At 67.6% G+C, this 18,793-nt stretch carries 19 protein-coding genes; 6 read left to right on the top strand and 13 right to left on the bottom strand.

Annotated elements, in window-relative coordinates:
- Positions 1-34 precede the first annotated feature (34 nt).
- From N4S67_RS12850 to N4S67_RS12835, 4 genes are read right to left on the bottom strand one after another with little or no spacing between them, the layout of a single operon-like run.
- Positions 35-1,081, bottom strand: a complete 1,047-nt coding sequence (locus N4S67_RS12850) for a cellulase family glycosylhydrolase (RefSeq protein WP_260993362.1) — start codon at positions 1,079-1,081, stop codon at positions 35-37.
- Positions 1,082-1,090: 9 nt separating this feature from the next.
- Positions 1,091-2,209, bottom strand: a complete 1,119-nt coding sequence (gene dprA, locus N4S67_RS12845; RefSeq protein WP_260993361.1) for a DNA-processing protein DprA — start codon at positions 2,207-2,209, stop codon at positions 1,091-1,093.
- The gene (locus tag N4S67_RS12840) at positions 2,206-3,717 is read right to left on the bottom strand and encodes a YifB family Mg chelatase-like AAA ATPase (protein ID WP_260993360.1); all 1,512 of its coding nucleotides are present in this window, start codon (positions 3,715-3,717) and stop codon (positions 2,206-2,208) included. The genes dprA and N4S67_RS12840 overlap by 4 nt, the downstream gene beginning before the upstream one ends.
- Positions 3,717-4,079, bottom strand: a complete 363-nt coding sequence (locus N4S67_RS12835; RefSeq protein WP_260993359.1) for a YraN family protein — start codon at positions 4,077-4,079, stop codon at positions 3,717-3,719. Before N4S67_RS12835 ends, N4S67_RS12840 begins: the two co-directional genes overlap by 1 nt.
- A 127-nt stretch (positions 4,080-4,206) precedes the next feature.
- Here N4S67_RS12835 and N4S67_RS12830 point away from each other — a divergent pair, with 127 nt between their 5' ends.
- A complete protein-coding gene (locus tag N4S67_RS12830; RefSeq protein ID WP_260993358.1) occupies positions 4,207-5,025 on the top strand; it encodes a DUF1206 domain-containing protein in 819 nt (272 codons plus the stop codon).
- A 5-nt stretch (positions 5,026-5,030) separates the two neighbouring features.
- On the opposite strand, the gene N4S67_RS12825 is transcribed toward N4S67_RS12830, so the two are convergent.
- Positions 5,031-5,435 carry a heme-binding protein gene (locus tag N4S67_RS12825; RefSeq protein ID WP_260993357.1) on the bottom strand — a complete coding sequence of 135 codons (405 nt, stop codon included), beginning with the start codon at positions 5,433-5,435 and terminating at the stop codon, positions 5,031-5,033.
- Between the two features lie 304 nt (positions 5,436-5,739).
- Here N4S67_RS12825 and N4S67_RS12820 point away from each other — a divergent pair, with 304 nt between their 5' ends.
- From N4S67_RS12820 to N4S67_RS12805, 4 genes are read left to right on the top strand one after another with little or no spacing between them, the layout of a single operon-like run.
- Positions 5,740-6,768, top strand: coding sequence for an iron ABC transporter substrate-binding protein (locus tag N4S67_RS12820; RefSeq protein WP_260993356.1), 1,029 nt, complete (start codon positions 5,740-5,742; stop codon positions 6,766-6,768).
- Complete coding sequence (locus N4S67_RS12815; RefSeq protein WP_260993355.1) at positions 6,769-8,337, top strand: ABC transporter permease; 1,569 nt, start codon at positions 6,769-6,771, stop codon at positions 8,335-8,337.
- A complete protein-coding gene (locus tag N4S67_RS12810; protein ID WP_260993354.1) occupies positions 8,334-9,386 on the top strand; it encodes an ABC transporter ATP-binding protein in 1,053 nt (350 codons plus the stop codon). Before N4S67_RS12815 ends, N4S67_RS12810 begins: the two co-directional genes overlap by 4 nt.
- Positions 9,383-11,875: an AMP-binding protein gene (locus tag N4S67_RS12805; RefSeq protein ID WP_260993353.1), complete on the top strand. Its 2,493-nt coding sequence runs from the start codon at positions 9,383-9,385 to the stop codon at positions 11,873-11,875. Before N4S67_RS12810 ends, N4S67_RS12805 begins: the two co-directional genes overlap by 4 nt.
- Here N4S67_RS12805 and N4S67_RS12800 read toward each other — a convergent pair.
- Genes N4S67_RS12800 through N4S67_RS12770 form a run of 7 tightly spaced genes read right to left on the bottom strand, consistent with a single transcriptional unit; the run spans position 11,859 to position 17,168 of the window.
- On the bottom strand, positions 11,859-12,659 hold the full coding sequence (locus N4S67_RS12800; RefSeq protein ID WP_260993352.1) for an acyl-CoA thioesterase: 801 nt from the start codon (positions 12,657-12,659) through the stop codon (positions 11,859-11,861). The two genes, N4S67_RS12805 and N4S67_RS12800, sit on opposite strands and share 17 nt — an antisense overlap.
- A complete protein-coding gene (locus N4S67_RS12795; protein WP_260993351.1) occupies positions 12,656-13,861 on the bottom strand; it encodes a CoA transferase in 1,206 nt (401 codons plus the stop codon). Before N4S67_RS12795 ends, N4S67_RS12800 begins: the two co-directional genes overlap by 4 nt.
- Before the next feature lie 12 nt (positions 13,862-13,873).
- Positions 13,874-14,791 carry an arginase family protein gene (locus tag N4S67_RS12790; RefSeq protein ID WP_260993350.1) on the bottom strand — a complete coding sequence of 306 codons (918 nt, stop codon included), beginning with the start codon at positions 14,789-14,791 and terminating at the stop codon, positions 13,874-13,876.
- A gap of 3 nt (positions 14,792-14,794) precedes the next feature.
- Positions 14,795-15,412, bottom strand: a complete 618-nt coding sequence (locus N4S67_RS12785; RefSeq protein ID WP_260993349.1) for a hypothetical protein — start codon at positions 15,410-15,412, stop codon at positions 14,795-14,797.
- A 44-nt stretch (positions 15,413-15,456) separates the two neighbouring features.
- Positions 15,457-16,197: an HAD-IIA family hydrolase gene (locus tag N4S67_RS12780; protein ID WP_390893391.1), complete on the bottom strand. Its 741-nt coding sequence runs from the start codon at positions 16,195-16,197 to the stop codon at positions 15,457-15,459.
- 60 nt (positions 16,198-16,257) lie between these two features.
- A complete protein-coding gene (locus N4S67_RS12775; RefSeq protein WP_260993347.1) occupies positions 16,258-17,046 on the bottom strand; it encodes a spirocyclase AveC family protein in 789 nt (262 codons plus the stop codon).
- Complete coding sequence (locus N4S67_RS12770; protein ID WP_260993346.1) at positions 17,043-17,168, bottom strand: hypothetical protein; 126 nt, start codon at positions 17,166-17,168, stop codon at positions 17,043-17,045. Before N4S67_RS12770 ends, N4S67_RS12775 begins: the two co-directional genes overlap by 4 nt.
- An 87-nt stretch (positions 17,169-17,255) precedes the next feature.
- On the opposite strand from N4S67_RS12770, the gene N4S67_RS12765 reads away from it, so the two are divergent.
- A complete protein-coding gene (locus tag N4S67_RS12765) occupies positions 17,256-17,912 on the top strand; it encodes a TetR/AcrR family transcriptional regulator (protein ID WP_390893347.1) in 657 nt (218 codons plus the stop codon).
- On the opposite strand, the gene N4S67_RS12760 is transcribed toward N4S67_RS12765, so the two are convergent.
- A complete protein-coding gene (locus N4S67_RS12760) occupies positions 17,909-18,787 on the bottom strand; it encodes a mycofactocin-coupled SDR family oxidoreductase (RefSeq protein WP_260993344.1) in 879 nt (292 codons plus the stop codon). The genes N4S67_RS12765 and N4S67_RS12760 overlap by 4 nt on opposite strands.
- Positions 18,788-18,793 lie beyond the last annotated feature (6 nt).

Raw genomic sequence — 18,793 nt, 5'->3', positions numbered from 1 at the left:
CAAACTATACGAGCGCGAAACGATCCGGTGGGGTCTACCGAGCCAGCACCGAGGCCACCACCTTGGGCTGCCAGTCGGTGGTGACGATCCCGAAGTTGTCTTCGCGGTTGGTCTGGTTGGCGCTGTTGGAGTCGCGAATGCTGAAAATGAACGCCGGGCCGCTGTACGGCGTCTGGGCGGCTTTGCGCAGGCCGTCGACGATCTGCCGGGCCTGCTCCTGTTGGCTGACGCCTTCAGCCGTCGGAGCGCTGGTCGGCGCGCCCATCTCGGTCATCCAGATCTTCTTGGCGCCATCGCCGTTGGCGACCATGATCTGGTGCACGCGTTCGACGTCGGACCAGCCGTTGAGGGTGTCGGCGGCCAATCCGTGCGGAAAGACGTAGGGGTGCATGGCCATCGCGTCGAAGTGCCCCCCGGCGCCCATCGCGTACATGTCGGTGACGAAGGTCGGCGGTGCGTCGGGCGCGAACGCCGGGCTCAGTCCCCCGGCGATGACGTTGCTGTTCGGTTGTACGGCCTTGATCGCCGGATAGGCGGCTTTCAACAGTTCGGTGTAGCCGACGGCGCGGTTGTCCTGATACCCCCAGAACAGCGGGAGGTTTGGTTCGTTCCAGATCTCCCAGTCCGACACCCGGTCGCCGTAGCGCTGCGCCACGGTGGATACGAAGCTCGCGTACAGGTTCGGATCAACGGGCGGCCCGGTGAAGTACACCCCTGGCGCGCGTGCCCAGTCTGGGCTGTAGCCGATCAGGCCGAGCACCTTGATTCCCCGGGCTCGGGCACCGTTGATCCAGTGGTCGACGTAGCCCCAGTTGTACGCGCCGGGCATCGGTTCCACGCGGCTCCAGTCGATGAACACCCGCAGCCACGTCGCACCGGTGCGTGCCGCGGCGTCAAGCTCACCCTCAGCCTCCATGTCGCTCATCCAGGTCATGGGAGCGCCGACGCTGAAGCCGTACCCGTCGGCGGGCACGACGAGCGCCTCGGCTCTGGCCGTGCGGCCGTCGACGACCGACAGCGCGGCAATGAGCAGAACCACGCTCGTTATCCGGCTGACGAGCCTGTCCAGCCGTAATCGCATGGCGTCAACCTACCGGAGCGCAAGCTTCCAGCGCCCGTCCCGGCAAACCACCAGTCCGAGCACCTCCAAGACGGCGAGCGGCCCGAGCACCTGTGTTGGCGGCAGACCGGACGCCACCGCGAGCTGATCGGCAGTGCGCCCACCCCGGGCCGGCAGTGCCTCGTAGACCCGCTTCTCGGAATCCTCGAGGCCGTCCAGTGGCGAGACGGGGCGCGACTCCTCGGGCGCGAGTTCGCCTACGCGCCCGATCAACTCGATGACCTCACTGGCGCGGGTGACGACATGAGCGTGGTCTTTGAGCAGGGCGTGACAGCCGACGGACGCGGACGAGGTGATCGGGCCGGGCACCGCGCAGACCGCTCGACCCAGGGCTCGCGCCCACGCCGCGGTGTTGGCAGCTCCGCTGCGTGCCCCCGCCTCGACCACCACCGTCGCCCCCGACAATGCGGCCACCAGCCGGTTTCGCGTCAGGAACCGGTAGCGGGCGGGTCGCACGCCGGGTGGATACTCGCTGACCACCAGCCCCTCGTCGGCGATCCGGCGCAGCAACGTGGCGTGTCCCGAGGGATAGGGCACGTCGACACCCCCGGCCAGCGCCGCGACGGTCAGTCCCTCGGTCGCCAGAGCGCTGCGGTGCGCGGCGCCGTCGATGCCGAACGCCCCGCCCGACACGACCGCGGCGTCCCGACCGACAAGACCCGCGGCGAAGTCGGCCGCGACATGTTCCCCGTACGCGGTGGCCGCGCGTGTGCCGACGACGGCGGCCGCCCGCGCGGCCACATCGTCGAGTCGCGCGGGGCCGACGGCCCACAACACCAACGGCTCGTGTGACTGCGGCCTACCCGTCACCCCGGCGAACGCGGCAAACGCCAGGGCCGGCCATTCCTCGTCGCCCGCCGTGACCAGTCGGCCACCGAGCCTTTTCAGTATCGCCAGATCTTGCTCCGCACAATCGATATGACGCCGCGCCTCGACGTGGCTTCGGAGTGACTGCGGCACCGCACCTCCGCGTACCCGCGCAGCGGCCTCGACCGGCCCGACACAGCCCACCAGCGCTGCCAGGTGCGGGCACGGTGGCTCCGCGACTCGTGACAGGTACGCCCACGCGCGGGCCTCGTCGTCGTTCATCGCGTTCCCCCGTTCGGTCGGAAACTGAGCGCCGTCGCCATGTCCTCACGCACCGGGGATGTCCGGCCGGCCAAATCGGCCAACGTCCACGCGACGCGCATGGTGCGGTCGAATCCGCGAATGCTGACCACATTGCGGTCGAGTGCAGAATGCAACGGCGCCATGACTGTGGGCGGGAGCCGAAAGTGCTTGCGCATCAGCGCGCCACTGACTTCCGCGTTGGTTCGGATGCCATGTGGCTTCCACCGTGCCGCGGCCGCCTCGCGCGCGGCGGCGACCCGCTCTCGGACGGCGGCGGTGGATTCGCCCTCCTGCGCAATGATGGCCCCGGCCCGCTCCCGGTGCATCTCGATGTGCAGGTCCACCCGGTCGATCAGCGGGCCGGACAGCTTGCCCAGATACCGTCGTTTGATACTGCTTGGGCAGGTGCAATCCCGCGGATCGGCAGGTGCGCACGGGCACGGGTTGGCCGCGAGCACAAGCTGGAACCGCGCCGGGTAGCGCGCGACACCGTCGCGACGCGCCAGCCGGATTTCACCCTCTTCCAACGGAGTTCGCAGCGCCTCCAACACGCTGACGCCGATCTCGGCGCACTCGTCCAAGAACAGCACGCCGCGATGTGCACAGCTGACCGCGCCGGGCCGGGCCAGCCCGGAGCCGCCGCCGACCATCGCCGCCACGCTGGAGGTGTGGTGCGGGGACACCAATGGCGGTCGGGTGATCAGCGGCGTGCTGCCCGACAGCAGTCCTGCGACCGAGTGGATTGCCGTCACCTCCAACGCCTCGCTCTCCGACAGCGGCGGCAGGAGTCCCGGAAGCCTCTGTGCGAGCATGGTTTTACCGACCCCCGGCGGACCCGTCAGCATCAGGTGATGCGCGCCGGCCGCGGCGACCTCCACCGCGTAGCGAGCCTGCGTCTGGCCGACCACATCGGCGAGGTCGGCTGTCGACTCCTCGGACGACGGCGCAGCGCAGATCCTGTCCTCGAGGTGGCCCCGGCCGGCGATCCACGACTGCAGCTGGGCGAGCGTGCGCACACCCCATACATCGATACCGTCGACCAGGCATGCCTCGGCGAGGTTGCCGACAGGCACCACCACCGTCCGCCACCCCTTGCGCTTGGCGGCCACCACTGCGGGCAGCACACCTTTGACCGGCCGCACGCGCCCGTCGAGCGCCAGTTCGCCGAGCAACACCGTGTTCTCAAGCCGTGGCCAGCGCTGCTTCTTGTGCGCCGACAGCACTGCCAGAGCGAGGGCCAGGTCGTAGACCGACCCCATCTTCGGTAGCGTCGCCGGGGACAGCGCCAGCGTCAGCCTCGCCATCGGCCAGGTGTTGCCGCAGTTGGTGATTGCCGCGCGCACCCGGTCCCGCGATTCCTGCAGCGCGGCATCGGGCAGCCCGACCAGGTGAACACCGGGCAGGCCGGACGTGATGTCGGCCTCGATCTCGACGATCTGCCCGTCGAGCCCCCGCACGGCGACCGAGAACGCCTGACCCAGCGTCATCACCCCACCCCCACCAGGTGGCTGATCTCCGGAGTCGCCTGCCGTCCGATCCGAACCCCGATCACATCGATGCGCACCGATGCCCAGTTGCCCTCCTGACTTGCCAGCCACATCCCCGCCAGCCGTCGTAGCCGTCGCACCTTCTGCTCCGTCACCGCCTGCGCCACGCCACCGAACCGGTCGCTGGTGCGGGTTTTCACCTCCACGAACACCGCGGCGCCCGCGTCGGCCGCGATCACATCGAGTTCGCCGTACCGGCACCGCCAATTGCGCTCCACGACCCGCAACCCCAGTGACTGCAGATGTTCGACCGCAAGCTGTTCACCCAGCGCGCCGATCTCGGCACGCGTCAACGAAGTCATGTGCCCACGGTGCGCATCGGCGCCGACAGGTCCGTGCCCCCGGCCAGCGGTCCTCCCCAACCGCAGATTGGTCCACAGCCACCAAGATCGCGGTTTCGGCGCCGTCAAATTCGGGGTACAGGGCGGCATGACCGACAAGTCGTTTCACGGCGTCGCCGACCGCGCGACCGACAGCGATGCTTTCGAGTACACGGCGCGCGCCGGCTTTGCCGTCAGCGGCGTGCTGCATCTGATCGTCGCCTACATCATCGGCCGTCTGGCCTTCGGCACCGGCGGCAACGCCGACCAGTCAGGGGCACTGTCGACGCTGGCGAAGCAGACCGGCGGCACCCTGATCTTGTGGGCCGTCGCGGTCGGCCTCATCGCGTTGGGTCTGTGGCGCATCGCCGAATCCATCGTCGGCTCAAAGCCAGGGGAAGGGTCCGGCTCGCAGCAGGACGACACCCCGGCGTGGAAGCGCGCCAAGTCCCTGGGCTTGGCGGCGGTCAACTTCGCGATCGCGTTCTCGGCCATCCGCTTCGCCACCGGCAGCGGCCAGCAGAGCAGCCAGCAGAACGCGGGGATGAGCGGCCAGTTGATGCAATCCGGCTGGGGCAAGGCGCTTCTCGTCGCGGTCGGCCTCGGGCTCATCGGAGTCGGCGGCTACCACGTCTACAAGGGCGCGACTAAGAAGTTCTTCAAGGACCTGCGCGTCGCGGGCGGCACCGGCGTCACCGCGGTCGGCATTGCCGGCTACGTCGCGAAGGGCCTGGTGCTCGCCGGCGCGGGTGTGCTGGTGATCGTCGCGACACTGCAGGCCGACCCGTCCAAGGCCACCGGGCTCGACGCGGCGGTCAAGACGCTGGGCCAGGCGCCGTTCGGCAAGATCCTGCTCATCCTGGCCGCGCTCGGCATCGCCGCGTTCGGCGCCTACAGCTTCGTGCGCAGCCGGCACGGCCGCATGTAACAGCGCTACCCGACCCCGCCGGACGACAGGGCCTGGTACAGCGCGGCGATCTGCATCGGCTGAATCGCCGTATTGCAGTTGCGCTGCAGGTCGACCAGCGGCGCCGCGATACCGCGCAGTTCCTGGTACTCCTGCGGACGGGCGACGAAGTAGTCGCGAACCGACTGTTCGGCGCCGGCCCCCTGCATACCCGCCTTGGTCAGCACATCGTTGGCCCCCGGGTGCGCGTCGAGCCACGCACCGGCGGAGGCGAGCACGCCGCTGGCGGTGTGCGAGAACGCGCTCGCAGTGCACCCGGGTTGTGCGCCTGCCGACGGCAGCGCAATCGTGGTGGCGGCGACGCCGCCCACTGCGCACGTGGCAAACGCACCCAACAGTCCCCGACGGATAGCGGTAGTTGATTTCTTCATTGTTCTGTCCTCAGATGTGGGGCCAATGATCAGTTATCCCCGGACCTGACGCAGACGTACCCACAGCGCTTCAAGACCAATCGCCGTCAGCTAACCAATTCGACGGACGTGACCAGCGGTCGGTCTCGACGAGCACTACCAGGTGTCGTCGACGTGGTTGCCGGCCCGGCGCAGGTGGCCCGCAGAGCAACCGAAACTGAGGCTCGGCGCACACCGTAAGCCTATGGTCAGCAAGGGAAGGGTATGTTCCATTAGGTAATGCTCAGCTAAAAGCGCCGTGGCTGGCGCGGGAGGGACCGCCAGGATGCGACCACGTTGGAGTCGAATCGCCAGCCCGATCGCCGCAGCGCTTTCGGCCCTCGCCCTGCTCGCCGGCCTGACCGCCTGCTCGAGTTCCGACGAGGGCGACGAGCTACTGATCTACAACGCCCAGCACGAGTCGCTGACCAAGGAGTGGATCGACGCGTTCACCAAGGAGACCGGCATCAAGGTCACCTACCGCCAGGGCGGGGACACCGAGTTGGGTAACCAGCTGGTTGCCGAGGGCGACGCCTCACCCGCTGATGTGTTCCTCACCGAGAACTCACCGGCCATGGCCGCAGTCGAAAGAGCCGGACTATTCGCTGATTTGGGACCCGATACAGTGAAACAGGTTCCCGCGCAATGCCGTCCGGCCACGGGGAAGTGGACCGGCGTCGCCGCCCGCAGCACGGTGTTCGTTTACAACAAGGGCCGGCTGCAGCCCGACCAGCTGCCCAAGTCGCTGCTCGATCTGCAGCAGCCCACATGGAGGGGCCGCTGGGGCGCCCCGCCGACCAAGGCCGATTTCCAGGCGATCGTCAGCGCGCTGCTGCAACTCAAGGGCGAGCCAGCGACTCAGCAATGGCTGACCGGGATGAAGGCCAACGCCAAGATCTACAGCGACAACATCGCCACCCTCAAGGCGGTCAACGCCGGTGAGGTCGACGGCGGGGTCATCTATCACTACTACTGGTTCCGCGACCAGTCCAAAACCAAAGAGATGAGCGCCAATACGGCCCTGCACTACTTCAAAAACGAAGATCCCGGCGCATTCGTGAGCCTGTCCGGCGGCGGCGTGCTGGCGTCCAGCGACAAACAGGACCAGGCACAGCAGTTCATCCGGTTCATCACCGGAAAGGCCGGCCAGGAGGTGCTGGAGAAGGGCACCTCGTTCGAATACACGGTGGCCAGCGCTGTGCCTTCCAATCCCGCACTGCCGCCGCTGGATACGCTGCAGGCGCCCGCGGTCGACCCGTCGACGCTCGATGCGCAGAAGGTGTCGGACCTGATGACGAAGGACGGCTTGTTATAGGTGGTCGCTCCCCCGCGCCCGACGACGCCGGCCATACGGTCCGAGAAAGCGGCCAGGCCCGGCCCGTTGGTCGGTGCCACCGTCACTGTGCTGGTCGCCGCCACCCTGATCCCGCTCGGATATGTCGGTTGGGCCACGGCGTCGGTCGGTTGGACCCGCGCCTACGAACTGGTGGTGCGGCCACGCGTCGCCGAATTGCTGTTCAACACCGTCGCTCTCGTCGCGATCACGCTGCCCCTGTGCGTCGTGATCGGCGTCGGGGTGGCCTGGGTGGTGGAGCGGACCGACCTCGCGGGCCGCGCGGTGTGGCGTCCGCTGTTCGTTGCCCCGCTTGCCATTCCGGCCTTCGTCAACAGCTACGCATGGGTCGGTGCAGTGCCGTCGCTGAACGGGCTGTGGGCCGGGGTGTTGATCACGACGTTGTCGTACTTCCCGTTCATGTACCTGCCCGTCGCCGCCACGCTGCGCCGACTCGATCCGGCCGTCGAGGAGTCCGCCCGTACGCTGGGCTCCCACTCGGTGGGCGTGTTCTTCCGCGTCGTACTTCCGCAACTGCGATTGGCGATCCTGGGCGGCGGACTGCTGGTCGGAGTGCATCTGCTCGCCGAGTTCGGCGCCTTCGCGATGGTGCGGTTCGACACCTTCACCGTCGCGATCTTCCAGCAGTTCCAAACGACCTTCGACGGCGCCGCGGGCAGCATGCTCGCCGGTGTGCTGGTCCTGCTCTGCCTTGCCCTGCTAGTCGCCGAAGCAGTGGCGCGCGGCAACGCCCGCCTCGCCAGAATCGGCTCGGGCGCACCGCGCCGCGCCACTCCGATCACGTTGGGCCGCAACGCGATACTCGTGCAAGCAGCGCTGGCTGGTTTGGCGGTGCTGTCGCTCGGCGTCCCGATTTGGACCATCCTGCGCTGGCTGTCGATCGGCGGTGCACAGGTGTGGAACCTCGACGACATCGGCACCGCGCTGGGCCAGACCATCGCCCTGGCAGGCGCGGCCGCCGTTCTGACGACCGTGCTGGCTTACCCCGTTGCGTGGGTGTCCGTGCGGTCGACCGGTCTGCTGGCCCGCGCCGTGGAGGGCACCAACTACATCACCAGCTCGCTGCCCGGTATCGTCACGGCGCTGGCGCTGGTCACCGTCACCATCCGCGTCGCGCCGCCGCTGTATCAGAGCGTCGCGCTGATCGTCTTCGCCTACGTGCTGTTGTTCATGCCGCGCGCATTGGTCAACGTGCGGGCAGGCCTCGCCCAGATGCCGGTCGGTCTCGAGGAGGCGTCACGGTCGCTGGGCAGTTCGCCGTCGGCGACGTTCGTGCGGATCACGTTGCGTCTCACCGCGCCTGCCGCCGCCGCGGGGGCGTCGTTGGTCTTCGTCGCGGTGGCCACCGAACTGACGGCCACCCTGCTGCTGGCACCGACCGGCACCAGGACGCTGTCGATGCTGTTCTGGGCCTACAGCAGCGAACTGGACTACGCGGCGGCCGCACCGTACGCGCTGGTGCTGGTGCTGTTGGCGATCCCGGTGACCGTGGTGTTGTTCCGGCAGTCGACGAAAGCGGCTGCGCTGTGACCACACCACTGCTCGCCATCGAGGGTCTGGTGAAGTCTTTCAACGGCGTCACCGTGCTGGCCGACATCGACCTGCAACTGCAGCCGGGCACCACCACGGCCGTCGTGGGCGCCTCGGGTTGCGGCAAGACGACGCTGTTGCGTCTGATCGCCGGCTTCGAGACCCCACAGGCCGGCACCATCGCGATCGCCGGACGGCAGGTGGCCGGCGCGGGAAGCGCGGTGGCGCCACACCGCAGAAGCGTCGGCTACGTCGCGCAGGACGGTGCCCTGTTCCCGCACCTGACCGTCGAACAGAACATCGCGTACGGCCTTCGCGGCATCGACCGGACGACGGCGCGCCACCGCGTCGGATCGCTGCTCGAAACCGTATCGCTCGATTCGACTTTCGCCGCTCGTCGTCCGCATGAGCTCTCCGGCGGTCAGCAGCAGCGGGTGGCGCTGGCCCGCGCGCTGGCTCGCCAGCCGGTGCTGATGTTGCTCGACGAACCATTCAGCGCCCTCGACACCGGGCTGCGCGCGTCCACCCGAAAAGCGGTTGCGCAGATGCTCGCCGACGCAGGCGTGACGACCCTGCTGGTCACCCACGACCAGGAAGAGGCGCTATCGATCGCCGATCAGATCGCGGTCATGCGCGACGGCCGGTTCACTCAAGTCGGCACGCCGCAGGCCGTGTACCGCGAACCCCACGACCGCTTCACCGCGGAGTTCCTGGGCGACTGCATCACCCTGCCGTGCGCGGTCAAAGACGGGTTCGCCGACAGTGTGCTCGGTCGCGTACCCGTACGGGCGCAAGATGGGCCTGCGACACTTCTGCTACGGCCCGAACAGCTTGTAGCCAAGACGATTTCGGATAGTTCGGACAATGCCCGACCCGAGGGCATCGGCACCGTGATCGCCACTGAGTTCCTCGGCCACGATGTTCTGCTCACCATCGACCCGGCGGGCGATGCCGCCCCGATCGTCGTGCGCCAGCACAGCCTCAACCCTCCACCGGTCGACGCCAAGGTGCGCATCGAGGTGGTGGGCAGCGGAGTGGCGCTCCCGTGAGCCCGCTGGTGGACCTTCTGCGCAGTCACGGCGACGCCATCGCCGTCCTGAGCGACACGCAGGAGCTGACTTACCGCCAACTCGCCGACCGAGTTGTCGACGCCGCCAACGACATCGGCAGCGGCCGCCGCCTCGTGCTGCTGGAAACCCGCAACGACCTGCATACGCTCGTCCACTATCTGGGCACGATGGCCAATGGACAGGTAACTCTGCTCGTCCCGGCCGGACGTGACCACAGCGCGATGTCGCAGATCTACCAACCTGATGTGGTCATCAACGACGCCGGGATCAGCCACCGCCGTCGCGGCACAGCCCACACGCTGCACGACGACCTCGCGCTTCTGCTCTCCACCTCGGGCAGCACCGGCTCACCGAAAATGGTTCGGCTGTCGTATACCAATCTGAAAGAGAACGCGGCCGCCATCGTCGCGTATCTCGGCATACGGGAGACTGACCGGGCCGCAACGACATTGCCGATGTCCTACTGCTATGGGCTGTCGGTGGTGCACAGCCATCTGCTGCGCGGCGCCGGCCTGATCCTCACCGACCACTCGGTGGTCGACGACGCGTTCTGGGAGCTGTTCCGGCGACACCGCGGCACGTCGTTCGCCGGCGTGCCCTACACCTTCGAGTTGCTCGAGCGGATCGGCTTCGAGGCCGTCGACCTGCCCGATCTGCGCTACATCACCCAGGCGGGCGGGCGCATGTCGCCCGAACGCGTGCGCAGATTCGCCGAACTCGGGCAGCGCAACGGTTTCGAATTGTTCGTGATGTACGGGGCGACCGAGGCCACCGCCCGGATGGCCTACCTACGACCCGACCTCGCGGCCACGCGTCCAGCCGCCATCGGGCTGCCGATCCCCGGCGGGACGTTCGCCATCGAACCGCTCGACGGGTCGGCCGACGACGACATCGGTGAGCTGATCTACCGCGGTCCCAACGTCATGATGGGTTACGCGCACGGGCCTGACGACCTGGCGCTCGGCAAGACCGTGGACACCCTGCGCACTGGCGACATCGCCCGCCGCGCCCCGGACGGGTTGTACGAAATCGTGGGCCGCAGCAGTCGATTCGTGAAGATGTACGGCCTTCGCATCGACCTGCAGCGCATCGAGGCGGTGCTGCGCGCGCACGGCGTCGCGGCGTTCTGCATCGACCACGACGACCGCCTGACGGTAGCCGCGGCCGGGCGCCGCGAGGAACGGGACGTGCAGCGCATCGCGGCGGAGGCGGCCGGGGTGCCGGTCGACGCCGTGCAGGCGGTGATCGTCGACGAACTGCCACTGTTGCCTTCGGGAAAGCCGGACTTCTCTGCCGTGCGCCGGCTGGCCCACGCGTCGGATGCCCCACCACCGGACGACCTGCGGGGCTTGTTCGCCGAGGTGTTACACATCGACGCGGCCTCCATCGACCCGGACGCCAGCTTTGTCGAGCTCGGGGGCAACTCGCTGTCCTACGTGTCGATGTCGGTGAAGCTGGAACGGGCGCTGGGCCAGTTGCCCGCCGACTGGCAGCGGCTGCCGCTGCGGGAACTGGAGCGTTGGCGCAAGCCCAGACGCCGTAAGTGGTGGGCCTGGCGTGCAACGCTGGAGACCAGCGTGGCGTTGCGCGCCGCAGCGATCGTGCTGATCGTCGGAACGCACGCGGGACTGTTCGAATTGTGGGGCGGCGCCCATCTGCTGTTGGGCATCGCCGGATACAACTTCGGCCGGTTCTGCCTGACGCCGGTCCCGCGCACCGACCGCGTGCGCCACCTACGCAACACCATCGGGTGGATCGCTGTGCCGTCGGTGCTGTGGGTCGTGGCCACGCTGGCGTTCACCGACCACTACACGTGGACGAATCTGTTGCTGGCCAACAAGTTCCTCGGTCCGTTCGACAGCATGACCGCGGGACGCCTGTGGTTCGTCGAGGTGCTGGTGTGGACGCTCGTCGCGTTGGCGTTGATCTTCTGGCTGCCCGCGGCGGACCGCGCAGAACGTCGGTACCCCTTCACCGTCGCGGCCGCGTTCCTGGTGGTAGGGCTGGCGCTGCGCTACGACGTTCTGGGATTGGGTCTGGGCCGCGACGCATGGTTCACGATGCTGGCCTTCTGGTTCTTCGCAATCGGCTGGGCGGCGGCCAAGGCGTCGACGTTGTGGCAACGCGCGGCGGTGACCGTGGTGCTGATCGTCAGCGTGCACGGATACTTCGACAGCACTGTGCGAGAAGCGTTGGTGTTCGGCGGTCTTGCGTTGCTGATCTGGCTGCCCGCGATTCGCTGCCCCGGTGTGCTGACGACCGTCATGGGTGTGCTCGCCGAGGCGTCGCTGTACACCTACCTGGTGCACTATCAGGTCTACGCGGCGTTCGATCATCACCCGGCGCTCGGCGTCGCCGCATCCATCGCGGTCGGCGTGCTGCTGACACAGGTGGTCGCCGTCATCCGCAGACGCATCGCTGACAGGCGGGCGCGCCTCAACCCGTCTACGGTTACCGCTCTGCGATGAGGCCTTCCTGCGCCAGCGTAGCGGCGATGACGCCGTCCCCGCGGATCAGGCTGGCCGTCACCACTCCGCGCCCGCGTGCTGCGGCCGGTGAGCGGGACTCGAGCAGGTTCCATTCGTCGGCCCGCACCGGCCGGTGAAACCAGATCGACGAATCGGTGGTGCCGCTGCGGTGGGTGCGCGCCTGCATCGAATGCCCATGGACCTGCAGCGCGGGGTCGATCATGTAGACGTCGGTGACGTAGGCCGCCACCAGGGTGTGGACCATCGGATCCTTGGGAAGCGGAACCGTTGCGCGCCAGAACAGTCGCCGCACGAACTGCTCGCCGGAGGATTCGTCGTCGATGCGGATGTCGAGTTCATCCAGGGGCATCGAGGGCGCGGGTCCTGCGGGCCCGGTGCGTGGCAGCGTGTCCGGGTCGACGGTGCTCGGCGACCTGCGTCCGTGTTCGGGGCCAGGCAGGTCGATCGCGAACGACACGGTGGCCGTGGTCAGCAGGCGATCCTCCTGTCGGGCGTCGATGCGGCGCGCAGCCGCGGTCCGGCCGTCGAACACCCGGGTGATGGTGTACTCGACGTCCTTTCCGGCCTCACCGCCACGCAGGAACTGCAGGTGCATGTTCGTCGGCAAGCGGTCGCCGTCCACGGTGGCGTGCGCGGCCGCCAAACTCTGCGCCATGAATTGTCCGCCGTAGGAACGTTTTCCGTCGGGACCGCTGGACGGCCCGATCCGCATGTCCTCGGTCGCAGCCGACCGCAGGTCGAGCAGTCGCAGCAGCCTGCTCACGCGACGGTACCGGTCTCGGCCAGGCGCGCGACGTCGTCTCGGCTCAGCCCCAGCCATTCGGTCAGCACCCCGGTGGTGTCGTCGCCGAGTGCGGGCGCGGCCGTCGCAGGCGCGTAGGCGCCGTTGACCGCGACCGGCAATCCAGGCGCCAGGTACTGGCCGATACGGGGCTGATCGAGCCTGGTGAACAACGGGTTCGACGTCACCTTCGCGTCGGTGACGGCCTCGGCGAAGGTGCGGTAGCGCTCCCACAACACAGACGTCTCCGTCAGCGCGGCGGTGATCTCGTCGGCGGTGTGGTCGCCGAACCACTCGGAGAACAGGCCTGTCAGCGCGTCGCGATGCTGGTACCGCGAGCCCTCGTCGGTGAAGTCGGCACCGAGTGTCTGAGCAAGCGCGGCAACGGATTTCGTCGTTCCAGTGAGTTCGCAGAGGTCGCGGAAGTGTCGGCCCGTGAGCGCGACGACCATGAACGCGACGCCGTCGCTGCTGACGAAGTCCTGTCCGTACTGGCCGTAGACCGAATTGCCGATCCGCTCGCGTGCCGTGCCGTTCACCATCGCCTCGGTGAAGAAACTGAGATTGCCCGCCGTGGCCAGCGCGACGTTCTCCAGCGGAATACTGACGCGCTGCCCCTGCCCGGTGGCGTCGCGGTGCCGCAGCGCGGTGACCGCGGCCAGCGCCGCATAGATCCCGCACGCCACATCCCACGCCGGCAACACGTGATTGACGGGCGCGGAGAGTTCGGCCGGGCCGGTCACCATCGGGAACCCGATGCCCGCGTTGACCGTGTAGTCGACGCCGGTGCCGCCGTCGGCGCGTCCGGAGACCTCCACGTGAATCAGGTCCGGCCGCAGCTGCACCAACGTGTCGTACGAATGCCACTGCCTGCCGGCCACATTCGTCACCAACACCCCGCTGTCGACGATCAGCCGCTGCACCAGCTCCTGGCCCTCGGCCGAACGCATATCGGCCGCGACGGATCGTTTGCCTTTGTTCAGCCCGGCCCAGTAGATGCTGTCGCCACCGTCGGCCAGCGGCCAGCGGCGGTAATCGGCGGCCCCGCCGATCGGGTCGACCCGCACCACCTCGGCGCCGAGTTGGGCCAGCGTCATCCCTGCCAGGGGTACCGCGACGAAGCTGGAGATCTCGGTGATCCGCACACCTGCCAGCGGCCGCGCGGGGTCGGGCACAGACGTCATCGATCTCCTCGACTAGTTGCCGTCGCGGTAGCGGCCGGCGACCGCACGCACGAACGACACGATATTGGTGGCGTCGGCGCGCTGGGGATCCTGGTCCGGATCGTAGATCGAGATGCTGGCGCCGATGCACCGCCCGCCTGCCAGAAGTGCGTGCACCACGTCGGTCAGCTGGGCCCATGTGAGCCCGCCGGGTTCGTCGGCGACGTCGGGCAGGCCCTGCGCGGCAAACTCGAGCGGATCCAGTACGTCGAGGTCGATGTGCAGCCACCAGCGGTCGGCGGAGCGTGCGAGATGCGCCACCGCACGCTCCGCGGTGCCCAGTGGGTCGTCGGCGACCTCGGCCAGCGGCGCCACCCACACCCCGCAGTCGGCGAGCGTGCCGACGTTGAACTGCCGACGCCAGGCGTCGTCGCGGGGCCCGAGCACCACTAGCCGTTCCCGTGCCAGCGCGGGAAGACGCTCCCCGAGTTGACCGGCGAGCTGCCGACCGGTCACACCGAGCAGCAGTCCGATCTCGGCATTGGCCGCTTCGCCGTCCTCGGACACGTCGAGCGGCATGGTGTCCTCGTGGCCGTCGATGAACACCAACCCGATGTCGCCGACGTGGTCGCGTAGGCCGGTGACGATGCCGAGCAGTGTCGAGCAGTCGCCGCCGTAGACGAACGGGAACCGGCCGTCGGCCACGGCCGCCCCAACCCGCGCGTTGAGGCGCTCGGTCATCACGAGCAAGGCCGGTTCGTTGATCAGGCCGGTCACCGCGCCGCGCGCGGGATCGGGCTCGGGCAGGTCGATGTCGCCGTGGCCGGCGAGGTGGTGGTGTTCGAATGCGTCGAGCAGACCTGCCTCGCGCAACACCGACGCGGCCCGCGCCTGGTTGCCGGGTCGCCCGTACCCGTCGAACGGCACACCGATGGTTTCTATCTCGGCCACGCGTCACCCCTCGACGATCACGGCGCTGTCGTCTTCTGCGGTCAGGATCATGCCGCCGTCTCGGTCAATGACCAGGCCCCTGAGGTAAGTGGAATAGGGTGTGGCGCCGTCGAATATCTCATTCTTGACTTCCTCGGCGAGAATCGAACGGCCGTCGGCCCCGGTCCACCGATAGCCGCGCCTGCTCTCCGACTCGCCCTGTCCAAGGTCTTCGGTCGAGTACTCCATCTCGACGCCGTCCGGCTTGGCGATGCCCAGGGCGGCCAGCACCGCGTCTGGTCCGTCGCCGTGCAACGCGACGCGATAGGTGATCTCGGGCCGCAGGCTCACGTCATCGCCGTCGGCGAAGCGCACCAGGCGCCAGGTGTCGTCGACCCCGCGAAAGACGAGGTGCTCGCCGCCAGGAAACAGTTGGGCGACCAGCACCTCAGTGTCGACGAAAACAGCACGTGCGGTTGATACTTCATCGAGTTCGGCAGCCCCGCGCCGCAACGCGGGAAGGTCCCACGGACGCACGGCGCCGCTGAGGTCGTCGCCGATCAGGCGCTTCAGCATGCCCGTGATCGCGCTGCGGATCACGCCGTCGTGGCACCGCGTCGGTTGCTCACCGCGGTCTCTCATCCGGCGAAGCGAGGCGGAGACCTCTGGGGCGAGTTCGACGGGGATCACACGAGATCGATGGCTTCGGCGATGGAGGGCAGTACGCGACTCGGCCGGAACGGATACCGTTCGATCTCCTCGACCGACGTCGAACCCGTGAGCACCAGGATGGTCTCGAGACCGGCCTCGATGCCCGCGACGACGTCGGTGTCCATCCGGTCGCCGACCATCACGGTGCTTTCCGAATGCGCCTCGATGCGATTGAGCGCGCTGCGGAACATCATCGGGTTCGGCTTGCCGACGAAGTACGGTTCGCGTCCGGTGGCCTTGGTGATCATCGCCGCGACCGAACCCGTGGCGGGCAACGGCCCCTCCGCCGATGGCCCGGTGACGTCGGGGTTGGTGGCGATGAAGCGCGCCCCGGCGAGGATGAGACGGATGGCCTTGGTGATGGCCTCGAACGAGTAGGTGCGGGTCTCGCCGAGTACGACGAAGTCCGGGCCGACGTCGGTCAGCGTGTAACCCGCTTCGTGCAGTGCCGTCGTCAGTCCGGCTTCGCCGATGACATAGGCCGAACCGCCCGGCAACTGATCGGTGAGAAACGCGGCGGTCGCCAGCGCGGACGTCCAGATCGAAGGTTCGGGTACGACGAGACCGGACCGCATCAGGCGAGCGGCGAGGTCACGGGGGGTGAAGATCGAGTTGTTGGTGAGCACGAGGAACGGGCGTTCTCGGTCCACCAGGCGCTGCAGGAACTCGGCGGCACCCGGCAGAGCGTGTTCTTCGCGGACGAGAACCCCGTCCATGTCGGTGAGCCAGCACTTCGGTGTGTCGCGCACCCCCACAGTGTGTCAGCTTGCGATGCACTATCGGGGTTGGTTCGGCACGCCCGGGAACAACTGCTCGGTCGGTCCTGATGTCACATAACCGCTCAACTTCGTCACAAGATGAGGTGCGAACACGGCGCCGTAGACCAGGTGGCCGACGACCACGACAGCGGCGATGGACACGACAGTGGACTGCACGCGGGTCCTCGACATTTTGTCCGACCACGCCTCGATGACGTTGCGGCCCTGGGAGTCGGTCCGGCCCAGCAGATAGGCGAAGACCATCACCTGCACGCCCATCGCGATGGCGTCATAGATCGGGTACTGGTGCTTGGTTCCCTCGAAGATGGCGAGCCCGGGAATCACGTAGCCGTAATAGAAGACGCCAAGCCGGGCGCCGACGAACGCGTTGAAGAACAGCGCCCAGCAGAAGCCCACCAACCATCCGACGGTCAACAACGTGCCAGGCCTGCGCCAACCGAAGCGCGCGGCCGCCCGTCGGCCCAGGGCGGCGCCGATCACGCCGGGCAGCACGAAGTACGCGATGTAGCCAATGGGCACCGCAGACGGCAGGCCGCCACCCCAGGTCATGTTCATCGGCCACCACGACGGCATGCGCGGAAGTGCCGGGGGGAACTGCGCGTACATCGCCCAGTCATACGGCGCTTCGATCCAGGAGAACGAAATCGCTGATATGGAGACCAGCAGCAACGGATGCAGACGGCCCCTGCGGATGCTCAGGAACACCCCCACCGCCAGGAACACGATGCCGCCGACGTAGGCAAAGGTGAGGCCGCCGATCACTACCGGCGTCAACTCGGTACTCACTGGTCCTCCCCGAGCCTGTGCTCACTCGGCTTGCCGCGAGCTTCGGGATCGAAGTAGAGCACCACACCGAATATCAAGAAGATCAGCCCGAACAGTGTTCCGAGCATGATGAGTTGGCCCACGACCACATCCCTTCTGCGCACCCCGGTAGTTTTAATAGTGGATACTATTAACAGACTGCGGTCAAGAGACGGCTATCGTGACTTCCTGTGTCCCAGCGAGGTTCGTCGAGTATGGGGTCCACCGGCGAGGTCCAGTCCACGCGCAGGCCCCGCGGCGAGGCGCGACGGCTCCTGCTCGACGCCGCACGCGACCTGTTCTCGCGCCGGGACTATCGCAGTACCACCACCCGCGAAATCGCCGAAGCGGCAGGGGTCACCGAGTACCTGCTGTTCCGCCACTTCGGCTCGAAGGCCGGACTTTTTCGGGAAGCCCTCGTTCTGCCGTTCACGGACTTCGTCGACGACTTCGGCAAGACCTGGCAGGCCGTCGTCCCCGAGGAGACCTCCGAGGAGGAGTTGTCCCGGCAATTTGTCGGCCGTCTCTACGACGTCCTGGTCGAGCACAAGGGTCTCCTATTGACCCTCGTGGCAGCTGACGGGCTGACTGACGACGAGATCGAGAGCGCCGGAATCGCCGACATCAGACGCGCACTCACTCTGCTCGGCCAGATCAGCCCCGAAGGCATGCGCATTCGCGGAATGCGCTCGGGTCAAGCCGATTTGCCCGCGCACTCCACCGTGGCGATGATCGCGGGCATGGTCGCGCTGCGATCGACCTTCTTCGGAAAGCGCCCGCCGTCGAGAGAGGCGATCGTCGACGAACTCGTTCAGGCGGTTCTGCACGGGTTCTTGCATCGGCCCTAACCGCCGGGCCCGTTGGGCCATTTGAGAAGTGATCCGGCATCGACGCGGATGTGCTGCCCGGTGATATAGCGACTGTCGTCGCTGGCCAGGAATACGCCAAGGTTGGCCATGTCCTCTGGTTCGATGTACGGGATGGGCATGGCCTGGAAAAGCGTGAATAACGGTTCCGCATCCTCGCGGGCGACCTTCTTGCCCTCGGCCTTCAGATCCGGCCGAAACACGCCGTACATCCCCTCGTTCTGCAGCAGCTGAGTGTTGCAGTTAGTCGGATGGATCGCATTGACGCGAATCATTCTCGGCGCCAGATGAAGACACATCTCGTCGACGTACTCCATCACGATGCGCTTGCTCCACCCGTATCCCGCACCGCCGGGGCCCATGTCCGGGCTGGTGGTCGTGCCGCGAATCATACCGGCGGTCGACCCGGTGACGATGATCGACGCACCGACGGGCAGGTGCGGGATCGCGACCGCGACGGTGTTCATCACGCCGACAAGGTCGACGTCGGAGGCGTCGACGAAGCCCATGGGGTCGGGATTGCCCATGGCCATCGGCAGGATGCCGGCGTTGGCGACGACGACGTCGAGTCTGCCGAGATCGGCCAGTCCGGCGTCGACCGCGTCCCGTAGCTCGTGGCGCTCACGGACATCAGCGATGCGCGCGACGACGCGCCTTCCGATCTCCTTGACGCAGCGCTCGGTTTCGGCGAGATCGTCGGGTGTGGCCAGTGGATAAGGGTTGGACGGAATGTCGCGGCAGATGTCGACGGCGATGATGTCGGCACCTTCTCTGGCCATCGCGATCGCGTGGGCGCGGCCCTGTCCGCGGGCCGCGCCGGTGATGAAGGCGACCTTGCCCTCGAGCTTTCCGGTCATGCGTCC

Origin of the sequence: Mycobacterium deserti (genome assembly GCF_025345615.1) — a bacterium.
Taxonomy (GTDB): Bacteria; Actinomycetota; Actinomycetes; order Mycobacteriales; family Mycobacteriaceae; genus Mycobacterium; species Mycobacterium deserti.
This window is presented reverse-complemented; position numbering and strand designations above follow the sequence as displayed.

Excerpts from the sequence above, each read along its gene's own strand:
- N4S67_RS12850 (WP_260993362.1), bottom strand. The coding sequence starts at position 1,081 with ATGCGATTACGGCTGGACAGGCTCGTCAGCCGGATAACGAGCGTGGTT.
- dprA (WP_260993361.1), bottom strand. The coding sequence starts at position 2,209 with ATGAACGACGACGAGGCCCGCGCGTGGGCGTACCTGTCACGAGTCGCG.
- N4S67_RS12840 (WP_260993360.1), bottom strand. The coding sequence starts at position 3,717 with ATGACGCTGGGTCAGGCGTTCTCGGTCGCCGTGCGGGGGCTCGACGGG.
- N4S67_RS12835 (WP_260993359.1), bottom strand. The coding sequence starts at position 4,079 with ATGACTTCGTTGACGCGTGCCGAGATCGGCGCGCTGGGTGAACAGCTT.
- N4S67_RS12830 (WP_260993358.1), top strand. The coding sequence starts at position 4,207 with ATGACCGACAAGTCGTTTCACGGCGTCGCCGACCGCGCGACCGACAGC.
- N4S67_RS12825 (WP_260993357.1), bottom strand. The coding sequence starts at position 5,435 with ATGAAGAAATCAACTACCGCTATCCGTCGGGGACTGTTGGGTGCGTTT.
- N4S67_RS12820 (WP_260993356.1), top strand. The coding sequence starts at position 5,740 with ATGCGACCACGTTGGAGTCGAATCGCCAGCCCGATCGCCGCAGCGCTT.
- N4S67_RS12795 (WP_260993351.1), bottom strand. The coding sequence starts at position 13,861 with ATGACGTCTGTGCCCGACCCCGCGCGGCCGCTGGCAGGTGTGCGGATC.
- N4S67_RS12785 (WP_260993349.1), bottom strand. The coding sequence starts at position 15,412 with ATGAGAGACCGCGGTGAGCAACCGACGCGGTGCCACGACGGCGTGATC.
- N4S67_RS12780 (WP_390893391.1), bottom strand. The coding sequence starts at position 16,197 with ATGGACGGGGTTCTCGTCCGCGAAGAACACGCTCTGCCGGGTGCCGCC.
- N4S67_RS12760 (WP_260993344.1), bottom strand. The coding sequence starts at position 18,787 with ATGACCGGAAAGCTCGAGGGCAAGGTCGCCTTCATCACCGGCGCGGCC.